The following is a 22849-nucleotide window of genomic DNA, read 5'->3' on the forward strand; positions in this document are numbered from 1 at the left end:
CGGAGGGGCCCGAGATGAAACCGGCATTCGCACTCGATTTGAGCCATGACGGCATCCGCCTTTTGCACCGCGCGGGCACCGGCTGGTATGTAATCGGCGAGGTCGCGCTGGATGACCCCGAACTGAGTGAAAAACTCGAAGCGCTGCGCCGCTCGGCGGCGGCGCTGGCCCCGGCGGGCGTGACCTCGCTTTTGGTGATTCCCGACAGCCAGATTCTCTATCGTCGCATTCCTGATCCCGGCCTGCGCGAGCGCGCGCGCGACCGCGCGATCCGTGCCACGCTCGACGGGGCCACGCCCTATCCGATCGACGCGCTTGTGTGGGACTATCGCGACGACGACGGCGGGCTCGAGCTTGCGGTTGTCACGCGCGAAACCCTCGCCGAGGCCGAAGCCTTTGCGGCGCAATACCGCTTTAACCCCATCGCCTTTACCGCCAACCCGCAAGGGGCATTCAACGGCGCTCCGAATTTTGGCCGCACGCAAGCAGCCGATCAGCTGATCGGCGCGGGCACGCCGATTACGCCAGAATCCGCGGCCTTGGTCATTTTGGGGCCACTGCCCGCGCCAGAACCTGAGCCGGAACCGGCCCCCGAACCGGCCCCTGAACCCGCGCCTGCGGAACCTGAGCTTGCAGCGGACCCCGAGGCCGAACCGACACCTGCGGCGGTGATCGAACCGGCTGTGACCACTTCCGCATCTCCCCCTGACAGCGCTTCCGACACAGCTGATGTCCCCCTGCCGGCGGATGAACCCGAAAGCGACGCACAAGCCCGCCCTGGCGAAACCGCGCCGGTGCCCGACGAGGACGCGACCAGCGGCCTTTTGCCCACAGCCCCCGAAACTGAGGCTGAGGCTGAGGCTGAGGCTGAGGCTGAGGCTGAGGCTGAGGCTGAGGCTGAGGCTGAGGCTGAGGCTGAGGCTGAGGCTGAGGCTGGCCCTGCGACCTCTGACGCGCAAGACCCGATCGCCCCCGCCCCGCAGAACGACACCCCCGTGTCACTGCCAGACCCAGCACAGCAGCCCCCCGCGCCCGTCACGCAAGCGGTTGCCGCGCCCCAAGACACGGCCCCCGACACCACAGCCAACCCGATAGAGGAGCTTGTGCAGGACGCGGCGGCAGAGCCGCAGGCACCTGCGCTGCCCCAAACCGACAGCGACCGCCCCGACGCCGCAGAACCGGCCAAAAATCCGGCCGCAGGCGCGCAAAGCGCCTCTGACGCGCCGCCGCGCGATGACACACCGTCAAAGCCCGCCGCCGAGCCGGACCTCGCAGCGCCCATCGACGCCGCGTCGACTGAAACCGCAACCGACGCCTCCGATGAAAACACGGACACCCCCGCGTCTTCGGCCCCGTCGCCGCAATTCATCAACGATACCACCGCCGAAATCGCCGCCGCCCCTGCGCGCCCGCAAGCGACGGGTTTCGCAACGCGCCGCGCCTTGCGCGTCGAGGGCGGCGCGCAAAATGACATCGCCCCCCGCATCTCCGCGCGCCCGCGCCTGAACGCGCAGGCGCTGCTTGGCTTGGACGACGGGGACACAATGTCGCCCGAGGCCCCCACAACGACACCCGCGCCAAGCCCGCTTGCAGCCGCAACAAGCGCCCCTCCCGCGCCGAGCGCCGCCAAAACGGGCGCGCTCGCCAGCGCCAAGATTGCGGGGGCGAGCCAACCGGCAAAGTCCGGCCTGCCGCCTGCCCCCCGCGTGGACAGCGCGAAACCGGCTGCACCGGCGCCGCTGGACCCGCCTGCCAAATCCGGCGGGATCGCCGCAAGCCTCGGGTCGAAGGTGACATCGCGTTTCGGGCGGGCCACGCCCGCGCCGCCTGCGGCCGCCAAGCCTGCCCCCGCCACGCGTGTGTCGCGTATCGACGGGACCGAAGATGTCGCGCCGATGAGCGCGCAGGAAACCGGACTGGCCCCCGGCACAGCGACCGCCACGCTCGGCGACACAACCGCCGAGACCTCGGTATTCGGGGCGAAACGCAACCAAAAACGCAAGGCCACGATCAAACCGCTGCGGTTGGGGGTGCTGACGCTGGCGCTGGTTGCCGCCTTGCTGCTTGTTGCGGCCTGGGCCAGCCTGACCGAGGACAGCGCCCCGCCCCCCCCCGCGCAGGCTGCCGCTTTTGACGCGCCCGACAGCGCCGCCCCCGCCTCGGTGCAGGCTGCTGCGGATGAGGTGGCATTGGCCAGCATCGATGCGACCGACGCCGCGCAGATCACGCTGGCATCCGCGCCGGATGTGTCCACCGACAGCCCCGCCGTGGTGTCGCGCATCCCAAGCGTGCCCTCCCTGACCCTGGCCCTGCCCGAGGCCGACACGCCGCCGCGCCAAACCGCGCCGGGCCAGATCGCCGCGCCAACGCCCCAGACACCGGGCGCGCCGCAAGCTGCTGACACGCCTCCCGAATTCGATGCAAGCACCGCGACGGATCAGGCCGCGCAAGACGCGCCTGCGCCCCCGGATACCGACACACAAGACCCCGCCCAAACCCCCGACACACCACAGGTCGTGGTTATCGAAGGTACGCCGCTGGTGATCCCCGATCCGCGCCCCGACTCGGTGGTCGCGCGCGCCAGCGCCGCCCTGCTTGATGACCTCGAAAACCTTGCCCTGCGCGCAGATCCTGCCGTTGCCGCTTTGGCCGACCGCCAGCCCAGAGCGCGCCCCGAAGCACTGGCCGAGCAGGCCCGCCTGCGCGCCGAAGAAGCCGCAGCACAGGCCGCCCAAGAAGAACGCCTTGCGCAGGCACAGGCCCAGCTTGCCGCCTATGTGCCGCGCCCGCGCCCCCAGCGCCTTGCCGCGAGCGACATCGCGTTGCAGGCGCAGGCCGCGCTGGAAACCCTCGCCGCCGCGCCGCCGATGCCCGCCGCCCCCGCAGGGTTGGCCGCTGCGCGCCCCCAAGAGCGCCCGCAAAACATCGCGCGTCTGGCGCAAGCCGCGCAGGCCTCTGCGGCAGCGCAGGCCCAAGCCGCGGCTGCCGGCGCTCAGGCCGCCGCCTCTGCGCGCCAACTGGCGATGACGCGCGAAGAAGAAGCCGAAGAAGTCACGGCCAATGTCCCAACCGCCCCCGTCGAACAGGGCGCAACCCGCGCCTCGGTCGCCACGGCGGCAACAATGGACAAGGCGATCAACCTGCGCCAGTTGAACCTGATCGGGGTCTACGGCTCGTCGAACGAGCGTCGCGCATTGGTGCGCATGCCCAACGGGCGGCTTGAAAAGGTCAAAGTCGGTGACCGACTGGACGGCGGTCAGGTCGCGACGATTGGCGATAGCGAATTGCGCTACGTCAAAGGGTCGCGTTCCTTCGTGCTGACCATCCCCAAGGGCTAAGTTATCGCAGGCTCGAACAAAAACGGCACCGCTCGGCAGAGAGTTGCCGCGACGATCTTGTCGCAGGCCGCCGCGTGCATATCTGCTAGACGCGCGCGCCGCATCGCGGCACACTCGCATTGATCGCCACAAATTATCACCGAGTTTTCCGTTCCTCGCCCCTGTCGTGCGTCACGTCTGACACCACATAGCGAAGAGACGAAAGGTCCAAACGACAGGAGCGCCGCGCGATGGAGGGTTTCCTCTTTCAAGCCACGATCTACCTCGCCGCCACCGTAATTTCCGTGCCCATCGCCACCCGTTTGGGGTTGGGATCGGTGCTTGGCTATTTGCTTGCCGGCATCGTCATCGGTCCCGTTCTGCATCTTGTCGGACATTCCGAAACCCACGATCTGCAGCATTTTGCCGAATTCGGCGTGGTGATGATGCTGTTCCTCATCGGACTGGAACTGACCCCGCGGGCGCTTTGGGACATGCGCCACCGCCTTCTTGGCCTGGGGGGCTTGCAACTGGTGCTGACGGTGGGCGCGGTGGCGTGGATCGCCGATGCGACGGGGCAAACGCTGGCCACGGGCATCGTCATCGGCATGATTTTGGCGCTGTCATCCACGGCTGTGGTGCTGCAAACCCTGTCGGAGAAAAAGCTGATGGGCACGCCGGGAGGGCGCTCGGCCTTTTCGATTTTGCTGTCCCAGGACATCGCCGTGATCCCCATGCTGGCGATCATCCCGCTGCTGGGCGGTGCGATGGACACGGTGCGCTTTGCCGATGACGGGTCGATCCAGCGCGGTGTCGAGGCCAGCACACAAGAGCTGTCGCTTGTGGCCAACCTGCCCGGCTGGGGCGTGACGCTGGTGACGCTGGGCGCGGTGGCGACGATCATTCTGGCGGGTATTTTTCTGGTGCGCCCGCTGTTTCGCTTTATTCAGGCCGCCAATCTGCGCGAACTTTACACAGCCACGGCCCTGCTGATCGTCGTGGGCATCGCCGCCCTGATGAATGCGGTCGGCCTGTCGCCCGCGCTTGGCACCTTTCTGGCGGGGGTCGTCTTGGCCAATACGGAATTTCGCCACGAGCTGGAAAGCTCGATCGAACCGTTCAAGGGGCTGCTCTTGGGGTTATTCTTCATCGCCGTGGGCGCGGGGATCAACTTTGCCATCCTCTGGGACGAACCGCTGAAAATCTCTGCCGCCGTGATCACGCTCATGCTGGTCAAAGGCGCAATTCTCTACGGGCTTTCGACCCTGTTCAAACTGCGCGGACGCGACCGCTGGCTGGTGACCCTGTCCCTTGCCGGGGCTGGAGAATTTGGCATGGTGCTGATTTCCTTTGCCAGCCAGAGCGGCGTCTTGTCGACGGCTTTGGCAGAACGCGGATTGCTGTTGATTGCCCTGTCGTTGCTGCTGACACCGCTGGCCTTTTTGTTGCAGGACTTCATTTCCAAGCGCTTGCGCGATACCGATAGCGATGATCTTGCCGATGAAATCGACGACCAACAGCCGGTGATCATCGCCGGAATCGGGCGGTTCGGGCAGGTCGTCAACCGGCTGTTGCAAGGCTCTGGCCTCAGCACAACCGTGCTGGATGCGGATTTGAAAACCATTCAAACCATGCGCAAATTCGGGATCAAAGGCTATTTTGGCGACCCTACCCGCCCTGACCTGCTCCATGCGGCCGGCCTGCATTCGGCCAAGGTGCTGGTGGCGGCGCTCGATGATCCCGAAATGAACCTCAAGCTGGTGGAATATGCCCGCAAGCAACGCCCCGACCTGCATATCGTGGCGCGCGCGCGGGATCGTTTGACGGTGTATCAGCTGCGCAACGCCGGAGCGGACGACATTGTGCGCGAGGTCTTCGACAGTTCGCTGCGCGCAGGGCGCTATGTGCTGGAACAGATGGGCATGACGCAATACGAGGCCTCCGAAACCGCCACCGCCTATTACAAACATGACCGCCATATGCTGCGCGAGCTGGCCGATCTTTGGGACCCCAAAGTCCCTCTGGGCGAAAACGCCGCCTATATCCAACGCTCCAAAGAACTGGCGCTGGATCTGGAGAACGCGATCATGACCACCCTCGACACCTCGCGCGAAAACGAACGGATCGCAGCCTTGAAAGCCGCAGAGACAGCGGCCGCGCAGGACGCAGGCAAAGCGGCCAAGCAAGACACGAAAAAGGCGGGGTAAGTCCCCGCCTCTCTAGCCGTCTGCGCAGGGCTCAAGCCCCTTCGGAAACCCCCGCTTCGGCAAAGGTCGACATGCCCGAATGGCAGGCAATCGCGCCTTTGAGGATACCCATGGCGAGCGCCGCGCCCGAGCCTTCGCCAAGGCGCATGCCCAGCGACAAGAGCGGCTCTTTGCCCAGATGCTCGAGCACCCGAACATGGGCCTGTTCTGCCGAAACATGGCCCGCAACCGCGTGATCCAACGCGCCCGCGACCGCCTTTTCCAGCGTCGCAGCCGCGGCGGTGCAGATGAACCCGTCCAAAATCACCGGAATCCGCGCGACGCGCGCGCGCGCGATGGCCCCCGCCATGCCCGCAAGCTCACGCCCCCCCAGCGCCGCGAGAATTTCAAGCGGCGCGCGACTGGCGTGAAGTGCCGCGCCTTCGCTCACAACCCGTTCCTTGATCAACAGCCCAGCGTCATCCACGCCGGTGCCGCGCCCGACCCAGGTCGCCGCCGTTCCGCCAAACAACGCGCAGGCCACAGCGGCCGCCGAGGTGGTGTTGCCGATGCCCATCTCCCCGACCACCAAAAGGTCCGCCTGCGGATCGACCGCCTCCCAGCCCGCCTTGAGCGCGGCCACGCAGTCGGCCTGTGACATGGCAGGGCCTTTGGTGAAATCCTCGGTCGGGCGCTCCAGATCGAGTTCGACCACCGACATTTGCGCCCCAAAGGCAGCGGCCAATTGGTTGATCGCCGCGCCGCCTGCTTTGAAATTGGCCACCATCTGCACGGTCACCTCGGCGGGAAAGGCTGAAACGCCCTGAGCGGTGATACCGTGGTTTCCGGCAAAAACAATGACTTGGGGCTTTTCAAGCCGCGGGCGCGCCGCGCCGCGCCATCCGGCATACCAGATCGCGAGATCTTCAAGACGCCCCAGCGCAGCGGGGGGTTTGGTCAGCTGCAGATTGCGCGCGCGCGCGGCCTCGCTGGCAGTCGCATCAGATGCGGGGGCCGCGCGCAACAGCGCTTCGAACTCGGACAGCGTGGCAAAGGGCATGATTGTGTCTCTCTCGTTGAACCTCTGGACCGCTTTGTCTATCCCCGAGGCAGAAATTGCAACGCAGGAGAATGCCATGCGCGACGAATGGACAAATTGCAGGCCCGCCGATGTCAGCACCGCGCTCGGCCTGCTCACCCGCCTGCCGCTGGCGGGGCTGTTGGGCCACCCCGATCTGGACCGCTCGGCGCGCGCGGCCTGGGCCTATCCGCTTGTGGGTGTCGTGGTGGGCACTCTGGCCTGGGCCATCGCGGGTCTGGCGCATTGGAGTGGCGCAGGCGCGGGCCTTGCGGCGGTTCTGGTGCTAACAGTCGGCGTGATGGCGACCGGCGGGATGCATGAGGACGGGCTGGCCGACACCGCCGACGGGTTCTGGGGCGGCTGGGACGTGTCGCGCCGCCTCGAGATCATGAAAGACAGTCGGGTGGGCACCTATGGCGTTCTGGCGCTGGTGCTGGCGTTTTTGGCCCGTTTCAGCGCGCTAGAAGGGATGATCGCGGCAGGGGCGCTCTTTGCGCCGCTCGTCGCTGCGGCCGCATTGAGCCGCGCCAGCATGCCCTACCTCATGAGCCTGATGCCCCACGCCCGCGACACGGGGCTGTCGCGCGATGTTGGCGCGGTGTCGCGCCCGACCGCAACGCTGGGCGCGGCGATTGCGGCTGCGATCAGCCTGGTTCTGATGGGCCTTGCCGCGACCGCTTTGGCGGTTTTGGCAGTGATGGTCGTGAGCGTGGCGATGGGCTGGCTGGCAGATCGCAAGATCGAAGGCCAAACAGGCGATGTGTTGGGGGCCACGCAGCTCTTGACGGAAATCGCGGCGCTGGCGGTGTTTGGCGCGTTTTTCTGACGCCCGCCCCCGCGATACGCCGCCCCAGCCGCAAACCCAGCCGCAAACCCAGCCGCAAACCCAGCCGCAAACCCAGCCGCAAACCCAGCCGCAAAAAAACGCCGCCCTGTCTGCACAGAGCGGCGTTTTCATTATCGAGGATCAAGCGCGCTTAGGCGGCGACAACCCGGCCCACCAACACTTCGGTGATGGATTTGCCTGCGGTGGTCTCGTCGGTATCGGAGACAGCCGCGAATTCGCGGGTCAGGCGTTCAAGGGCGGCCTCATACAGCTGACGCTCGGAATAGGATTGCTCGCGCTGGTCGTCGGCGCGGTGCAGGTCGCGCACCACTTCGGCGATGGCGATCAAATCACCCGAGTTGATTTTCTGTTCGTATTCTTGCGCGCGGCGCGACCACATGGCGCGTTTGACCTTGGCCTTGCCCTTGAGGGTCTTCATGGCCTGAGTCACCTCATCGGGTGTGGACAGCGAGCGCAGGCCGCTTTCGACGGCTTTTGCGGTCGGCACGCGCAGGGTCATTTTATCTTTCTCAAAGGAGATCACGAACAATTCCATCGACAGACCGGCAATCTCTTGCTCTTCGATGGAGACGATCTTGCCAACCCCATGTGCAGGATAGACAACAAAGTCGTTCGGGCGGAAATCAGATTTTTTAGCTTTGGTCATATACAGTCTAAATCCTCGTAGGGACCCCCAGTAGAACCCGGTCACGGAGCTTGCCCCTCGAACCTTGCTGCTCCTGCCCCTCGTTCCTCACACAAAAGCGGAACCATTTGGCAGGCGCCTGTCACGGTCGTTAGGTCTCGCGCCTCGCCCAGTCGGGTGCATGGCTGGGTGTCGTGGACGCGAAAAAATCACACCACTAACAACAAGGTTGAAGTGGGTGATGTGCAAAATCCTTTATATCGTTCGCCCAACATAGCAAAAAAATGCGCCAAAATAAAGTGCCCGCGCGCGGCTGGTGCTGCATCGCGGCACCAAACTTGAAGAATTTGCGGGATTTTGGCCTGAATCGCACGAAAAAGGCCTCTCACAAGTTTGAGAGGCCTTCTAAACGGGTCACTGCGCGCCTGCCGGATCTGATTCGCAGGCAGAGGAAAACGGGCGTTAGCTGCCTTCGCCGGGCGCTTCGGAGAAGTATTTCTCCATCTTGCCGGTTTCGCCGTCGCGTTCCTCGTAATTGGGCAGTGCCTCTTTTTTCTCGACGATCACGGGCCAGAGTTCGGAATATTTGCGGTTGAACTCCACCCATTTTTCCATGTCCGGCTCGGTGTCGGGGCGGATCGCATCGGCGGGGCATTCCGGTTCGCACACACCGCAGTCGATGCATTCATCGGGATGGATCACCAGCATGTTTTCCCCCTCGTAGAAACAATCTACGGGGCAAACTTCGACACAGTCAGTGTATTTGCAGGCGATACAGTTCTCGATGACGACGTAAGTCATGGGCGGGGTCCATCCAGTTTCTCAAGCGCCCGTGCAACAGGGCGCGAGGGCCAGTGCGGCGCAGCCATGCAAGGCCTGCGGGCAGAATTCGATTACCGCCCTAGCTAGCGCGGGTCAAAGGATCAATCAAGCGGGTCGGGCCCACAAAGACGCGCGTTGCGCCGATCTTTCTTTGTGGGACGCCCCTTTCCCTCATAGGCCGGATTATGGGGGATAAATTCCCGCTCTTCCTTGGGCGGTTTTTCAGCAGGCGGATCGAGATCCTCGTACAGCATCCGCGCCTCGGGGGCGGGTCCACGCCGCTCGCCACAGGCCGTGATGCGGATCACGCGGATGTCGTTGCCCTGCGCAAAGGTCAACGTGTCCCCTGCCCCGACCGCGAAGGCGGGTTTGGCGATCCGTTGGGCGTTCACGCGGACATGGCCCGCGCTCACAAGTTTCGTGGCAAGGCTGCGGGTTTTGAAAAACCGCGCATACCAGAGCCATTTGTCGATGCGGATGGTCGGGCGGGCCGCATTTGGCCCGAGCCCGAGTTGATCTGCACGCCGGCCGCTCACTTATTTGCGGTCCTTCAGCCCCATCAGGGCAGCCGCAAAAGGGTTGTCCATGTCGATGGGCTTTTCCTTGCGCGGCGGACGGGCCTCGAATGATTTGGGCTTGTCGTCGCGTTTCCCACCTTTGGGACCGCCTTTGCCCTTGGCGCCGCCCTTGGCACCCTCACGGCGGGGCTTGCCGCCCTGACGCTCGGAACGCTCGCCACCGGCCTGCTGCCCATCACGGTTGTTGTCACGGTTGCCGCCACGGTTCTGACGCTCGCCACCCTGACGCCGCGCCCCACGATTGCCCGCCCAGGTGAACGTGTAGAACACCTCCATTTCGGCAGGCTCTGCGGGGGCAGTGCCGGCAGTGGCTGCCTCTTGGGGGGGTGTCTCTTGGGCAGGTGTCTCTTGGGGGGGCGTTTCGGCGCTGCCCGCCGTGTCGGCCTCTGGCTGCGCCTCGGCCTCGGACGCGCCCGCGCTGGTCGCATCGGCGCCTGCGTCGGTGACATCCGTTTGCGGCTGGGCCGCAACCTCGGACGCGCCTTCGGAAAGCGCCGCTTTGGCTTTGGGCGTCTCTGCGGGCGCTTTGACTTTCACGCGCTCGCCCTTCTCGCCCTTGTAGCCCATGCCCTCCATGAGGTCGCTGAACTGCTCCAGCGTCATGCCGGTGATCGACAACATATCCGGCGTGGCTTCGAACCCGCCGCGGCTGTCGCAGTTGCGCAGCAGATCGGCAAGACGTTCAAGCATGTCGATGCGGATCGCACGCGCGCCCGACAGACGGTAGCCCGACATGGCGTAATAGCCGTCCGGCGCGCCGTTGAGGGCGGGAATGGTCACCAGCCCGGGCGGCGGGCTATCGGGGGATTCGTCGTGTTTCGCGGCCAAGGACCACAGCAACAAACGCAAACGCGTGGGCGCTGGTTTGAGCAAAGCGGGCATGAAAATCGTGTACTGGCCAAAGCGCACCCCATGTTTGCGCAACGCGCCGCGGGCCTCCTGATCCAGTTCCTTGACGTCCTGCGCAATCTGGTCGCGCGGGATGATGCCGAGGTTTTCCACCAGCCGGAAGGCAAAGCCGCGCGCCAACCCCGAAAGGGTTTCATCGCGGCTCATGGCCAGCAGCGGTTCGAACAGGGCGGCAACTTTGCGATCGATAAAGTGCTGCAAGCGGCGCTCGACCTTGGTGGCGACATCCGCGCCGGCTTCGTCATCGACAAAGGCCACAACGCGCGGCTTCAACGCCTCATCGCCTGCGACCAGTTTGCCCACAGCAGAGGTGCCCCACATCAGGCCGCCTTGCTCGGTGAAATCCATTTCCGTGTCGGGCGCGTTGTAGAAACGGTCCGCACGCAGGTGGAATTCCGGCGCAAGTGCCGCCATTGCCGCCTGGCTGAGGGTCTTGGCCTCGTCCGGCGTTGCGGATTTGTCCTGGCTGAACCGGAACCCCTCAAGACGGCCGACGAATTCGCCCTCGACCATCACTTCACCCTTATCGTTCACGTCGGCCACAAGGCCCTCCTTCTGCTTCAACCGGCGAAGCAATACGCTTGTCCGCCGGTCAACAAATCTTTGCGTCAGCGCGCCATGCAGCGCATCCGACAAGCGGTCTTCTACTGCACGGGTTTCCCCGCGCCAATGGTTTTCGTCGTCGACCCAACCATTGCGTTGCGCCACATAGGTCCATGTGCGGATATAGGCCAGCCGTTTCGACAGAGTATCGATGTCGCCTTCCGTACGGTCAATGCGCTTGATCTTATTTGCCAGCCAATCGTCGGGAACCCGCCCGAGATCCTGAAGAAAGCCGAAAATCTGCTCAAGCATCGAGGTATGTTCGCCGTGACTGATCGAGCGAAAGTCGGGGATTCGGCAGACATCCCACAAAAGATTGACGGTTTTGGCACCTTTCAGGCGCGGACGCAGGTGCTGCAACTGGCTGAGGGTTTTGAGGCTCAGCAGGTCATCGGCATCGCGCGCGCGCATCAGCCAGCGTGCGTCATCGCCGCGCGGCACCTCCTCAAGCGAGCGCACCAGCGCATCGGCGCTGGCATAATTGAGATCGGGATTGCGCCAGTGCAATTTGCGCACGGGATCGAACTGATGCTCGGTGATGGCCTCGACCAGCTCGTCATCCAGCGGCGGCGCTTCGCCGGTCACGCCGAAGGTGCCATCGGTCATGTAGCGCCCCGCACGGCCCGCGATCTGCGCCATTTCATTTGCCTGAAGCACGCGCATCCGCTGTCCGTCGAATTTCATCAGCGCCGAAAAGGCCACGTGATCGACATCCAGATTGAGCCCCATACCAATGGCATCGGTCGCGACCAGAAAATCGACATCGCCGTTTTGATACATCTCGACCTGGGCGTTGCGGGTGCGCGGAGACAGCGCCCCCATGACCACCGCCGCCCCGCCGCGCTGGCGGCGCAGCAGCTCGGCGATGGCATAGACGTTGTTCACCGAAAAGCCGACGATGGCCGTGCGCGGCTTCATCCGGCTGAGTTTCTTCGAGCCGGTATACGTGAGTTGCGAAAACCGCTCGCGCTTCATGAATTGCGCGCGCGGCACAAGCGCGGCGATGGCGGGGCGCATCGTGTCGGCCCCCATGAACAGGGTCTCGTGCAAACCGCGCGCATGCAACAGCCGGTCGGTGAACACATGACCGCGCTCGGGATCGCCGCACAGCTGGATCTCGTCAATCGCCAAGAAATCCGCGCCAAGCCCCGTCGGCATCGCCTCGACGGTGCACACCCAATAGGCCGCGCGCGGCGGCACGATGCGTTCCTCGCCCGTGACCAGGGCCACGACCGAGGGGCCGCGCAGGGCGACGATCTTGTCGTAGACCTCGCGCGCAAGCAGCCGCAGCGGCAGGCCGATCACCCCCGTGCGATAGGCCAGCATCCGTTCAATGGCGTAATGGGTTTTTCCGGTATTCGTGGGCCCGAGCACTGCCGTGATCGTCCCCCTGTCGGACCAACTTTGGGGCAACAGGTGCGTCCTCTCGATAGATGCCGCGCACAAAGCGCGGGAGGGATAGGCAGCGCTAAAGCGTGACGCCTTGTGGGGCGCCAAGCCGCTCTAGCGTCTCTTGTAGGCCCTCGAAATTGGGATGTATAGCGTCGATGGCCTCGCTGACCGCGCGCGCGCCCTCGGGATCGCCGGTTTCCTCAAGGATCACCGACAACCCCGACATGGCCCAGAAATTGCGCGGTTCAAGGGCCAGTGCCATGCGCAGATCCGCCACCGCCGGCCCCAGCAGGCCAAGGTTGAAATAGGCCGCGGCGCGGCTGGCGTAACCGGCGGAAAATTCGGGGGCGTGATCGACGAGGGCCGTGAAATGATCCACCGCCGTGGCCATGTCACCCGCCGCCATCGCCGCTTCGCCGCGCTGCAACAACATGTCCATCGCATCCGAACCGGAGCGGGAAAACGCCATGTTGATTTCGCTTTCCAACCGCGTGACATCATAGCCGTCCGCCTCTTTCAGCTTGGCAAAAAGTCGCGTGATCTCATCAGCTTGGCTTTCATTCACGGTCTGCGGCGCGCTCTGGTCGGCCCTGTCGGGCGCTTGCGCAAGCGCGCGCGTCCCCGTCCCCGCCGCAAGGCAGCAGAAAATCGCAAATGCCGTAACGATATATTTGGAACTTGGCGTGAATGCTCTCATAACAGGGACGACAGTAACCGAAGGCGGCGCAAATGAAAGCCCGCGTTGATCACGAATTGGAGGATGGGCGATGAGCACCGTTATTTCTGGCGCAGTTGCAGCACTGAACGAAAAAATGGCCGACGGCTTTGCCGCGGGCACCGCGAAATTCGTCATCGAGGGCGAGGGCGCCATCATGGTGGACGAGTCCGGCGCGCGCGAAGGCGACGATGCCGCCGATGTGACCCTGACCGCAGACTGCGACACTTTCGAGGGGATGTTGTCGGGCGATGTGAACCCCACAACCGCCTTCATGACCGGCAAACTCAGCGTTGACGGGGACATGGGGCTGGCGATGCAGCTTGGGGCTGCGTTGGGCTGATCATGCAAGAGGCCCCGTTTTACACAGAGCTTGCCGAAGGGCCCGACGGGGGCTCTGCGGCTTGGTGTCAGACCTCGGACGGGGTGCGTATCCGCGTGGGACATTGGCCTGCGCGGATCAGCGAAACACAGGCGGCGCCCAAGGGGACAGTGTTCCTGTTTCCGGGCCGCACCGAATACATCGAGAAATACGGCCCCGCCGCCGGTGTCTTTACGCAGGCGGGCTATGCGATGCTGGCCATCGACTGGCGCGGTCAGGGGATCGCGGATCGCCTGCTTGAGGTGCAGGCGACCGGCCATGTGCGCGCGTTCGACGATTACCAACAGGACGTGGATGCGGCGCTGGACTATGCCCGCGCCCATGATTTGCCCCGGCCGTGGTATCTGATCGGCCATTCGATGGGCGGGGCGATCGGCTTGGGGGCTGTGCTGCGCGATGTGCCGTTCAGCGCCGCCGCGTTCAGCGCCCCGATGTGGGGCATTCGCCTTGCGCCCTGGCAAACGCCGCTGGCCAAGGTGCTTACGGCGCTGACCCGTGTGCTTGGCATCGACCACTGGCGCACGCCGGGGACCTTCGCGCAGACCTATGTGCTCAAGAACGGGTTCGAGGGAAACAAGCTGACCACGGATGCGGGCATGTATGCCTTTATGCAGCGCCAGATGATCGGTGCGCCCGCGCTTGCCCTTGGCGGCCCGTCCATGCGGTGGCTGGGCACCGCCCTCGAAAGCTGCGCAGGCATGGCGCAACGCCCGGCCCCTGCTCTGCCCGCCTGTGTCTTTTACGGCTCGGACGAGGAAATCGTCAGCACGCGCAGCATCGACGCACGTGTGCAATCATGGCCAAGCTGCGAAAAACACGTCATCGCAGGGGCGCGTCACGAGATCATGATGGAAACCCCACAGATCCAAACCATGTTTTTTGATACGGTGCTCGCCCTCTTTGCGCGCCACCGCTAAGGGCCGTTTTCCTGCACTGAATATGACGGGCCCGAATTTACCCAGCCTGAATATGACGGGCCCGAATTTGCCCAGCCTGAATATAACTAACCTGAAAAAAGGCCGCAGAGTGATCTGCGGCCTTTCAAACTGTCCCTGACAGCCGGTTCAGATTTTAATGTCGGTAAAGGCGTCACGCAGGGCGTTGGACCAATCGGCGCTCATCGCCTTGAACACGTCATCCTCTGCCTCGATGCGCCGTTTCATCGTCACGCGGCAGGCATTGGTTTCGATCACCTCAAGATCAAGCGGCATGCCGACCGACAGATTCGAGCGCAAGGTCGAATCCATCGACAACAGCGCCGCCTTCTGCCCGTCCAGAAGCGAGGTCTGCGGCGTGACCACGCGATCCAGAATCGGCTTGCCGTATTTATGCTCCCCGATCTGCAGGAAAGGCGTGTCCTCGGTGGCTTCGATGAAATTGCCCTCGGGGTAGATCAGGAACATGCGCATCGCGCCGCCCTTGCGTTGTCCTGCAACGATCATCGACGCGCTGGCGCGCTGGCTCATGCGCTCCATCTTGTCGGAAATTTCCGTTGTCACATCCGAGAGGGTTTTCCCCACGATTTCAGCAACCTGCAACATGGTCGGCGCTTTGAGGATCGAGGGGTGCGCGCTGTCGTCCTCCTCGATTGCCTCGCGCAGACGCGCCACGGTTGTCTGAGTGACCGAAAGCGACCCGGCGGTCATGATGGTGATCACCCGCTCGCCCGGTTCCTCGAAGGTGAACATCTTGCGATAGGTCGAGATATTATCGAGACCCGCGTTCGTGCGCGTGTCCGACAGAAGTACCATGCCCTCATCAAGGAGCAATCCGACGCAGTAAGTCATGTGTTTTGATTCCAGAGTGGCTTGCTGCTGCTTTATTGCTGCATTTGGGTTACTGCAACATCAACAAGCAGCTCTTCCAGCATCTCTTGATCAACTTCCCCTACGGAAATGCCGCGGATGGGGGCAGCATCGATTGCATCAAAGCCCGACCCCAGACGAATATAGCGCTCATCCGGGCAGCATTCATTGGCGGCGTCGAACCCGACCCAGCCCAATCCTGCCACGTAAAGCTCCGCCCAGGCGTGGCTTGCCTCATGCGCCGAACCATCCGATCCCGACAACAGATACCCCGTCACGTAGCGCGCCGGAATGTCGCTGGCGCGGGCCATGCCGATCAGCACATGGGTGAAATCCTGACACACGCCCTTGCCGATGCCGATGGCCTCGGCAGCCGAGGTCGAGGCTTCGGTTTCGCCGGGCAGGAAGTCAAGCGCGTCCGAAGTGGCCTTGGACAGGGCATGGGCCTGTTGCAGCACCCCCGCCGTGCCCAGATCGATCAATGTGTCGCGCGCGAGGTCCTTGAGCACCGCATTGGGCCAGGACGCCGTGGTCTGGCGCAGATAGGCCAGCGGCGGCACCTTGTCGCGCAGCCCCTTGACCACGCCCGAGCAATCGGAGGTTTCGACTTCGCCGGTGACGGTGACGGTAAATTCGGTGACTTCCCCGCGCACGGAGACCGTCATGATGTGATCTCCCGCGCCTTCCGTAAAACTGGATCCGGTTTCGACGGGACAGTCGCCCGCGTCGCAGGTGATGTCCCATGCGTTGATCTGCTGCCCCTCGAACGCCGACGGCGTGAGGCGCAGGGACTGGACCATGCTGCGCGTGGGCGGATCAAAGCGGTAGGTCGTCTTGTGGCGGACCTGAAGTTTCATTTGATGTCTCCGCTCAGGTAAGTGTCGTGCACCGCAAAGCCCAGCCGGTTCACATCGCCGATCACGCGCGACAGGAATTCATGCATCCCCTCGTCGAAAATGTGATCGACGCGCATTTCGGCCAGCTCGGCCAGCATCGCGCGCGATTGGGTCTGCGCGGCGCTGGATTTGCCATAGCCGCGCGCCACGGCGTCCAGATGGTCGGTGATCCCCGACACGCAGGAATAGATCGAGCGCGGGCACTGGCGGTTGAGGATCAGGAAATCGGCGATCTTGCGGGCGGTAATTTCACCGCCGTAAGCCCAGTTAAAGGCCCGATGCGCCGACAGCGCGCGCAACAGCGTGCCCCATTGGAAATTGTCGAGCCCCGAGCCCACCATCGACACCTGCGGCAACAGCACGTAGTATTTCACATCCAAAAGCCGCGCCGTGTTGTCGGCGCGTTCGATAAAATAGCCCAGCTGCAAGAAATGGTAGCCATCGTTGCGCAGCAAGGTGGCATCGATCGTCCCGCGCACCAGCGCGCAGACCCGCAATGTCCACTCGACCAGATCCGACAGCGGCAAAGCCGAGCGCTCCGTGCGCTCCATTTCGCGCACTTCCTGAAAGGCGGTATTGATGGCGTCCCACATTTGCGTCGTCAGCGCCGTGCGCACGATCCGCGCATTCTCGCGCGCCGCAGAGATGCACGATGCGATGGAAGAGGGATTCTCGCGGTCGAAAAACAGGAAGGTTTCGACGTTGCGCTGCACGGGATCGCCGTATTTGTCCAAAAACGCATTCAACGTGCCATGCGCATTGAGAACCGATTCCCATTCGTTGCGCATGCCGCCACCGATATTGGGCATCAGGGCGTTGCGCGCCCCGACTTCAAGCAGGCGGGCGGAGGTTTCGGCACGCTCCATGTAGCGCGCGATCCAGTAGAGGTTCGAGGCGGTTCTAGAAAGCATATCCCGTTACTCCGCCATGACCCAAGTGTCTTTGACACCGCCGCCCTGCGACGAGTTCACCACCAGCGACCCTTCGGTCAGCGCAACGCGTGTCAGACCGCCGGGCACCAGTTCGACATCTTTGCCCACCAGACAATAGGGCCGCAAGTCGACATGTCGCGGCGCAACGCCGTCCTCGACAAAGGTCGGGCAGGTTGACAGCGCCAGCGTCGGCTGGGCGATGTAATTGTCAGGTCGGTCTTCGATCTTGTGGCGGAAAATCTCGATTTCCTCTTTGGTCGATTTCGGCCCGACCAACATGCCATAGCCGCCCGATCCATGCACCTCTTTGACCACGAGGTCCTTGAGGTTTTCGAGCACATATTTGCAATCGTCGGCCTTGGCACATTGCCAGGTTGGAACATTCGCCAAAATCGGCTCTTCGCCGAGGTAAAAGCGCACCATTTCGGGCACATAGGTATAGATGGCCTTATCGTCGGCCACACCGGCGCCGGGCGCCGAACAGATCGTCACCCCGCCCGAGCGATACACATTCATCAGGCCGGGCACCCCCAGCATGGAATCGGGGCGAAAACACAGCGGGTCAATGAAATCATCGTCCAGACGGCGATAGATCACATCGACCTTCTTGGGGCCTTCGGTGGTGCGCATGTAGCAAAAATCGCCAGACACGAACAGATCCTGCCCCTCGACCAGCTCGACGCCCATCATATCCGCAAGGAAGGAATGTTCGTAATAGGCCGAATTGAAATGCCCGGGCGTGAGGATCACGATTGTCGGATCGCGGTCGCATTTTTGCGGCGCAACAGAGGCAAAGGTGCGCTTGAGCAGGTTTGGATAGGCCTCCACCGGCGCGATGCGGCTTTCCTGGAACAGATGCGGGAACATGCGCATCATGATCTCGCGGTTTTCCAGCATGTAGCTCACACCCGAAGGCGTGCGGCAGTTGTCCTCGAGGACGAAAAAATCTTCCGGTCCCGTGCGCACAAGGTCGATGCCAACGATATGGCTAAACACCCCGAGCGGCGGCATAAAACCGACCGCCGCCTTTTCATAGGCGGCATTTTTATAGACCAGATGCGCGGGGATGCGTCCGGCTTTGACGATCTCGCCGCGCCCGTAGACATCGGCCAGAAAGGCGTTGAGCGCGCGGGCGCGCTGTTTGACGCCCGCTTCCAACTTGCGCCATTCGCCGGCGGAAAACACCCGCGGGAACATGTCAAAGGGGATCAGGCGGTCCGGGTCCCCCCCTTCGCCATACACGGCAAAGGTAATGCCAATGCGACGAAACAGGGCTTCGGCTTCGGACTGCTTGAGACTGCGCAGATCGGCAGACATTTCTCGCGCCCAATGTTCCAGCGTCGAATACGGGGGACGGACAGATGCGCCGTCAAACATTTCATTAAAGTATTGCGACATGATATTTCTTTGTTGTTCCCCCTGATGATCTGCATTTGCGTGCCCGAGAGGAAAGGGCTTGCGGGCACACAGACCCAATATTCGTCTTTTTTAAGGGCTTGCGTGCACAAATTGGCGTTTTTTTTGGCAAAGCCACCCTGTGAATGTAGGCGCAATACACAAGCCCTACCTCCGGCCTCCCTGTCTGCGCAATCCCTTTGTGCGGCGCAACCCTTTGGCATCGCCCCTTGCAAGCCCGTAAAAGCGACCGATATTGAAGTGACAAGAAAATACATAGTCCGAAATAAGTCCGAGGCATCAGATGCGCATCGCTCCTACCCCCACCCCGTTCAACCGCCCGCTGTTTGACGCGAATGCCCCTGCCGCCTCCGGGGACTTCGGCGCCCTGCCCGACTGGGATCTGAGCGACCTCTACCCCGCGCCCGACGCCCCCGAACTCAAGCGCGACCTCGACTGGCTTGAAGAGGCCTGCGTGCGCTTTGCCGAGGACTACGAGGGCAAGCTGGCGGGGCTTGATGGCGAACAGATGTTCGAATGCATCCTGCGCAACGAGAAAATCGACCAGGTGGCAGGGCGCATCATGTCCTTTGCGGGCCTGCGCTATTATCAAAATACCATGGACGGCGAACGCGCCAAGATGCTGTCGGACCTGCAGGACAAAATCACCAATTACACCACGCCGCTGGTGTTCTTTTCCCTCGAATTGAACCGCATCGACGATGCCGCCATCGAGGAGATGCTCGGCCATGACGGCCTTGCGCGCTATCGCCCCATCTTTGAGCGCATGCGCGCCATGCGCCCCTACCAACTGTCCGATGAGTTGGAAAAATTCCTTCATGATCAATCTGTTGTTGGCGCTTCCGCGTGGAACAAACTGTTTGACGAAACCATTGCCGGCCTGACCTTTAGCGTTGCGGGCGAGGAACTGGGGATTGAGGGCACGCTCAACCTGCTCACCGATTCCCAGCGCGCGACCCGCGAAGCAGGCGCGCGCGAGCTGGCCCGCGTTTTCGGGGCCAACATCAAAACCTTCGCGCGCGTTCACAACACACTCGCCAAGGAAAAGGAAATCGACGACCGCTGGCGCGGGATGCCCACGCCACAAACCGGTCGTCACCTGTCAAACCACGTCGAACCCGAAGTGGTGGAGGCGCTGCGCAACGCCGTTGTCGCCGCCTACCCCAAGCTGTCGCACCGCTACTACGCGCTCAAGGCCAAGTGGCTCGGCTTGGACAGCATGCAGGTCTGGGACCGCAACGCGCCCCTGCCGATGGAAGAAAAAACCATCGTGAAATGGGACGATGCGCGCGATGTGGTGCTGGAAGCTTACGGCGACTTTTCCCCCAAAATGGCCGACATCGCCAAACCCTTCTTTACCGAGGGCTGGATTGATGCCGGCGTCAAAAAAGGCAAGGCGCCGGGGGCCTTTGCCCATCCTACCGTCACCGATGCCCACCCCTATGTGATGCTCAACTACCTTGGAAAACCGCGCGATGTAATGACCCTGGCGCATGAACTTGGCCACGGCGTCCATCAGGTTCTGGCAGCAGGACAAGGCGAATTCCTTGCCAACACGCCGCTGACGCTGGCCGAGACGGCCTCGGTTTTCGGGGAGATGCTGACCTTTCGCAAGATGTTGAGCCGCGCCAAAACCGACGCCGAACGCAAGGTGATGCTTGCTGGCAAGGTCGAGGACATGATCAACACGGTCGTGCGCCAGATCGCCTTTTACGATTTTGAGTGTAAATTGCATGAGGCGCGCCGAGCGGGCGAACTGACGCCCGAGGACATCAACGCGCTGTGGATGTCTGTGCAGGGCGAAAGCCTTGGCCCCGTCTTCGAATTCATGCCCGGCTATGAAACCTTCTGGGCCTATATCCCGCATTTCGTCCACTCGCCCTTCTACGTTTACGCCTATGCGTTTGGCGACGGACTTGTGAATGCGCTTTATGCTGCCTACGAAGAGACCCCCGAAGGCTTTCAGGACAAGTATTTCGACATGCTCAAAGCGGGCGGGTCGAAACACCACAGCGAACTGCTCGCGCCCTTTGGCCTTGATGCCTCCGATCCGGCGTTCTGGGACAAGGGCCTGTCGATGATTTCCAGCTTTATCGACGAACTCGAAGCAATGGAATAAGCCGCCAAACTGCGTAGGCGCGCCCCGTTTTATGGGGCGCGTCTGGCAGCCACGGACGCGCTGGCAGGCGACGAGGTCTGCGCGGGCGGGTTGACCACCACGGTCGCCAACATGCCGCGATGGTTTGACCCCAAATCCTCGCCAAAGGCGTGCAACGATCCCAGCGCCGCGCCATCGCGCACCAAAACCTGATCGATCGGGACGCCCCATTTGCCCAGCTGCGCCGGCCAGCTCGGGATGGGCGCAGGCGGCGCCTTCAGGTTGGTGCGGTGCAGAATTTGCATCGCCGGACGGCTCCAGAGCGCCATATTCCAGTCGCCCACCACCACCAATGGCCCCTCGATCTGGCGCAAACGGCGGATCAACGTCCAATGCTCGGAGGGCGACACCCCCGAGAACCACGGTTTGGACAGATGCGCGGCCACCAGCGTCAACGGGCCTGAGGGCGTGTCCAGACTGGCCTCCAGATACCGGTCGTTCCACAGCGGGCCGATCCGCTCCTCGCGCAGGCTCACAGGCGCAATCCGGCTGAACAACATCACATCACAGGCCGCATCGGCACAGACCGAGGTGTGGGGGTAGACCGCTTCAAGCCGCGCGCGATCCTCGGCAATGGCTTCGGATTCCGCGATCACCGCAATGTCGGGCAATTGCGCCAGAACGGCATCAACAATGCGGGCTGAATTGGCAGTATTGCTACCCAAAGCATTGAAAAACAAAACTTTCAGCGCCGGATCCTCTTTGGAAAACCCCTGACGCACCGCCAGATAGTCGCCCAAAATCCACCCCGCCCCTCCCAATGCGGCCACCACCGTCAGAACGCCCAGCACCCGTGCGCGCAGCAGCGCAAGGACCACCCCGACCAGCAGCGCCAGCGCCAAGCTCCACGGCGCAAGGCTGTCGAGAATGCGCGCGGGCGCATCGAGGGCCGTCATGTCAGGCACAAGCCGCGCCCCGATCCCCCCCGCCAGCAACGCCAGTGCGATCATCCCAAAGGCGCCGATCAGGCGATTGCGCAGCAGGGTCAGGGTCATGGTCAGCGGGGCCTTTCGGACGGGTTTGCGCAGTTTTCAAGGCGCGCGCGCCCAAATGCAAGGGCTGACAGGCCCTGCCTCACGCGAAGGTGTCGCCCCCGCGCCCTAGACGGCGGCAAAAACCGCATCCATCATCGCCTGCGTGCCGCGCGCATCCTCCAAGGACCACCCGAAGGCCGTGCCCTGATGGGCGGCGCGCACAAAGGCTTCCACCTGCAAGGCATATTGCCGCGCACCGACGAAACTCTCGACGCGGCTGCCCGTTTTATCCGTCAGAACCAATCGTGCAGGCCCCGCAAGGTCGGCGTTGAACGGGGTCTCCAGCGTCAGCATCCCGTCGCTGCCGTGAAAGCAGAAAGACTGGCTGGGCGTCATCCGCATAGAGGTCAGCGAATGAAAGCTAAAGCCACCCTCTTGGGGCCCGAAACGCGCACAGACCTCGGCCATCGTATCGACCCCGCCCTCGAAGACGCAGTTGGTATAGGTGATGCCCGCCGGCTCAGTGCCCGTCACAAAGCGTGTCAAACCAAAGGTATAGACGCCGATGTCGCGGATCGAGCCGCCCCCGAACGCCGCATTGTTGCGAATATTGTCGTGATCCCCGCGCTTGTCGTAGGTAAAGCGCGCCGACACATGCGCAAGCCTGCCAAGCGCGCCCTGCGCCACCAGCTCGCGCGCACGTTGCCACTGCGGATGATGCACCACCATGAAGGCCTCGGCGCAAAGTTTCCCCTGCGCACGGCTTGTGGCAATCAACCCGTCGATCTCATTCGCCTGTAGGGCAATCGGCTTTTCCACCAGCACATGCTTGCCCGCCATAAGCGCCCTTTTGGCCCATTCCACATGCAGATGGTTGGGCAGCGGAACATAGACCGCGTCGATTTCAGGGCTGTCGAGCAGCGCCTGATAGTCGCTGTAAACGTGCAGATCGGGGCAAAACGCCACGAAAGGCGTCGCTTTTTCCATCGCGGAGGTCGCAAGCGCGGCAAAGCGCGCGCCCTGGGCTTCGTGGATCGCCCGCGCCATCGTCGTGCGCGCGAAATTCGAGGCGCCCAAAACGCCCCACCGCATCGGATGTGTCATATTCCGGCCTCCCCAGCCCGTGAAATCATGTCTGTTGGCGCTACCATGGCCCAAAGCCCCCTCGCCCGAAACCCCAAAGAAAAAGGGACGGTCCCCCGCCCCTTTTC

General features: G+C 63.0%; 18 protein-coding genes. 6 read left to right on the top strand and 12 right to left on the bottom strand.

What is annotated here, in order from left to right; translation table 11 throughout:
- The first annotated feature begins 14 nt into the window (after positions 1-14).
- Positions 15-3338, top strand: coding sequence for a hypothetical protein (locus tag AQS8620_RS06240; protein ID WP_085835994.1), 3324 nt, complete (start codon positions 15-17; stop codon positions 3336-3338).
- Between the two features lie 230 nt (positions 3339-3568).
- Positions 3569-5524 (top strand): monovalent cation:proton antiporter-2 (CPA2) family protein, encoded by a 1956-nt coding sequence (locus tag AQS8620_RS06245; RefSeq protein WP_085835995.1) that lies wholly within the window; start codon positions 3569-3571, stop codon positions 5522-5524.
- Between the two features lie 31 nt (positions 5525-5555).
- Here the strand turns inward: AQS8620_RS06245 and cobT are convergent, their stop codons facing one another.
- Positions 5556-6563, bottom strand: a complete 1008-nt coding sequence (gene cobT, locus AQS8620_RS06250; protein ID WP_085835996.1) for a nicotinate-nucleotide--dimethylbenzimidazole phosphoribosyltransferase — start codon at positions 6561-6563, stop codon at positions 5556-5558.
- Here cobT and cobS point away from each other — a divergent pair.
- Positions 6562-7410, top strand: a complete 849-nt coding sequence (cobS, locus tag AQS8620_RS06255; protein ID WP_306345901.1) for an adenosylcobinamide-GDP ribazoletransferase — start codon at positions 6562-6564, stop codon at positions 7408-7410. The genes cobT and cobS overlap by 2 nt on opposite strands.
- 151 nt (positions 7411-7561) lie before the next feature.
- On the opposite strand, the gene AQS8620_RS06260 is transcribed toward cobS, so the two are convergent.
- The 5 genes from AQS8620_RS06260 to AQS8620_RS06280 all read right to left on the bottom strand — a co-directional run bounded on the left by AQS8620_RS06260 (position 7562) and on the right by AQS8620_RS06280 (position 13057).
- A complete protein-coding gene (locus AQS8620_RS06260; protein WP_085835997.1) occupies positions 7562-8077 on the bottom strand; it encodes a CarD family transcriptional regulator in 516 nt (171 codons plus the stop codon).
- A 441-nt stretch (positions 8078-8518) separates the two neighbouring features.
- Positions 8519-8857 (bottom strand): ferredoxin FdxA, encoded by a 339-nt coding sequence (gene fdxA, locus AQS8620_RS06265; RefSeq protein WP_085835998.1) that lies wholly within the window; start codon positions 8855-8857, stop codon positions 8519-8521.
- A 122-nt stretch (positions 8858-8979) separates the two neighbouring features.
- Positions 8980-9414 (bottom strand): RNA-binding S4 domain-containing protein, encoded by a 435-nt coding sequence (locus AQS8620_RS06270; RefSeq protein WP_200809601.1) that lies wholly within the window; start codon positions 9412-9414, stop codon positions 8980-8982.
- Positions 9415-12381 (bottom strand): helicase-related protein, encoded by a 2967-nt coding sequence (locus AQS8620_RS06275; protein ID WP_234990394.1) that lies wholly within the window; start codon positions 12379-12381, stop codon positions 9415-9417.
- A 55-nt stretch (positions 12382-12436) separates the two neighbouring features.
- Positions 12437-13057, bottom strand: coding sequence for a tetratricopeptide repeat protein (locus AQS8620_RS06280; RefSeq protein WP_143267443.1), 621 nt, complete (start codon positions 13055-13057; stop codon positions 12437-12439).
- A gap of 70 nt (positions 13058-13127) precedes the next feature.
- On the opposite strand from AQS8620_RS06280, the gene AQS8620_RS06285 reads away from it, so the two are divergent.
- On the top strand, positions 13128-13418 hold the full coding sequence (locus tag AQS8620_RS06285) for an SCP2 sterol-binding domain-containing protein (protein ID WP_085836000.1): 291 nt from the start codon (positions 13128-13130) through the stop codon (positions 13416-13418).
- Between the two features lie 2 nt (positions 13419-13420).
- The gene (locus tag AQS8620_RS06290; RefSeq protein WP_085836001.1) at positions 13421-14374 is read left to right on the top strand and encodes an alpha/beta fold hydrolase; all 954 of its coding nucleotides are present in this window, start codon (positions 13421-13423) and stop codon (positions 14372-14374) included.
- A gap of 147 nt (positions 14375-14521) precedes the next feature.
- Here AQS8620_RS06290 and AQS8620_RS06295 read toward each other — a convergent pair whose 3' ends face one another.
- Genes AQS8620_RS06295 through AQS8620_RS06310 form a run of 4 tightly spaced genes read right to left on the bottom strand, consistent with a single transcriptional unit; the run spans position 14522 to position 18488 of the window.
- Positions 14522-15244 (bottom strand): proteasome-type protease, encoded by a 723-nt coding sequence (locus AQS8620_RS06295; protein WP_085836002.1) that lies wholly within the window; start codon positions 15242-15244, stop codon positions 14522-14524.
- Between the two features lie 32 nt (positions 15245-15276).
- Entirely contained in the window at positions 15277-16119 is an 843-nt protein-coding gene (locus AQS8620_RS06300; protein WP_085836003.1) for a transglutaminase family protein, read from the bottom strand.
- Positions 16116-17069, bottom strand: coding sequence for an alpha-E domain-containing protein (locus AQS8620_RS06305; RefSeq protein WP_085836004.1), 954 nt, complete (start codon positions 17067-17069; stop codon positions 16116-16118). Before AQS8620_RS06305 ends, AQS8620_RS06300 begins: the two co-directional genes overlap by 4 nt.
- Positions 17070-17075: 6 nt before the next feature.
- Positions 17076-18488: a circularly permuted type 2 ATP-grasp protein gene (locus AQS8620_RS06310; RefSeq protein ID WP_085836005.1), complete on the bottom strand. Its 1413-nt coding sequence runs from the start codon at positions 18486-18488 to the stop codon at positions 17076-17078.
- A gap of 301 nt (positions 18489-18789) precedes the next feature.
- Between AQS8620_RS06310 and AQS8620_RS06315 the strand changes: the two genes are divergently transcribed.
- Positions 18790-20625: a M3 family oligoendopeptidase gene (locus tag AQS8620_RS06315; protein WP_085836006.1), complete on the top strand. Its 1836-nt coding sequence runs from the start codon at positions 18790-18792 to the stop codon at positions 20623-20625.
- A gap of 29 nt (positions 20626-20654) precedes the next feature.
- Here AQS8620_RS06315 and AQS8620_RS06320 read toward each other — a convergent pair whose 3' ends face one another.
- Positions 20655-21659: an endonuclease/exonuclease/phosphatase family protein gene (locus AQS8620_RS06320; protein WP_085836007.1), complete on the bottom strand. Its 1005-nt coding sequence runs from the start codon at positions 21657-21659 to the stop codon at positions 20655-20657.
- 105 nt (positions 21660-21764) lie between these two features.
- Complete coding sequence (locus tag AQS8620_RS06325; RefSeq protein ID WP_085836008.1) at positions 21765-22742, bottom strand: Gfo/Idh/MocA family protein; 978 nt, start codon at positions 22740-22742, stop codon at positions 21765-21767.
- Positions 22743-22849: the final 107 nt, after the last annotated feature.

The organism is Aquimixticola soesokkakensis (genome assembly GCF_900172375.1).
GTDB lineage: Bacteria > Pseudomonadota > Alphaproteobacteria > Rhodobacterales > Rhodobacteraceae > Aquimixticola > Aquimixticola soesokkakensis.

Bases quoted from the DNA above. Each gene is read 5' to 3' on its own strand.
- cobS (WP_306345901.1), top strand. From the start codon at position 6,562: ATGATTGTGTCTCTCTCGTTGAACCTCTGGACCGCTTTGTCTATCCCC.
- AQS8620_RS06325 (WP_085836008.1), bottom strand. From the start codon at position 22,742: ATGACACATCCGATGCGGTGGGGCGTTTTGGGCGCCTCGAATTTCGCG.
- AQS8620_RS06290 (WP_085836001.1), top strand. From the start codon at position 13,421: ATGCAAGAGGCCCCGTTTTACACAGAGCTTGCCGAAGGGCCCGACGGG.
- AQS8620_RS06295 (WP_085836002.1), bottom strand. From the start codon at position 15,244: ATGACTTACTGCGTCGGATTGCTCCTTGATGAGGGCATGGTACTTCTG.
- AQS8620_RS06245 (WP_085835995.1), top strand. From the start codon at position 3,569: ATGGAGGGTTTCCTCTTTCAAGCCACGATCTACCTCGCCGCCACCGTA.
- fdxA (WP_085835998.1), bottom strand. From the start codon at position 8,857: ATGACTTACGTCGTCATCGAGAACTGTATCGCCTGCAAATACACTGAC.
- cobT (WP_085835996.1), bottom strand. From the start codon at position 6,563: ATGCCCTTTGCCACGCTGTCCGAGTTCGAAGCGCTGTTGCGCGCGGCC.
- AQS8620_RS06315 (WP_085836006.1), top strand. From the start codon at position 18,790: ATGCGCATCGCTCCTACCCCCACCCCGTTCAACCGCCCGCTGTTTGAC.
- AQS8620_RS06280 (WP_143267443.1), bottom strand. From the start codon at position 13,057: ATGAGAGCATTCACGCCAAGTTCCAAATATATCGTTACGGCATTTGCG.
- AQS8620_RS06305 (WP_085836004.1), bottom strand. From the start codon at position 17,069: ATGCTTTCTAGAACCGCCTCGAACCTCTACTGGATCGCGCGCTACATG.
- AQS8620_RS06260 (WP_085835997.1), bottom strand. From the start codon at position 8,077: ATGACCAAAGCTAAAAAATCTGATTTCCGCCCGAACGACTTTGTTGTC.
- AQS8620_RS06320 (WP_085836007.1), bottom strand. From the start codon at position 21,659: ATGACCCTGACCCTGCTGCGCAATCGCCTGATCGGCGCCTTTGGGATG.
- AQS8620_RS06310 (WP_085836005.1), bottom strand. From the start codon at position 18,488: ATGTCGCAATACTTTAATGAAATGTTTGACGGCGCATCTGTCCGTCCC.
- AQS8620_RS06240 (WP_085835994.1), top strand. From the start codon at position 15: ATGAAACCGGCATTCGCACTCGATTTGAGCCATGACGGCATCCGCCTT.
- AQS8620_RS06300 (WP_085836003.1), bottom strand. From the start codon at position 16,119: ATGAAACTTCAGGTCCGCCACAAGACGACCTACCGCTTTGATCCGCCC.
- AQS8620_RS06285 (WP_085836000.1), top strand. From the start codon at position 13,128: ATGAGCACCGTTATTTCTGGCGCAGTTGCAGCACTGAACGAAAAAATG.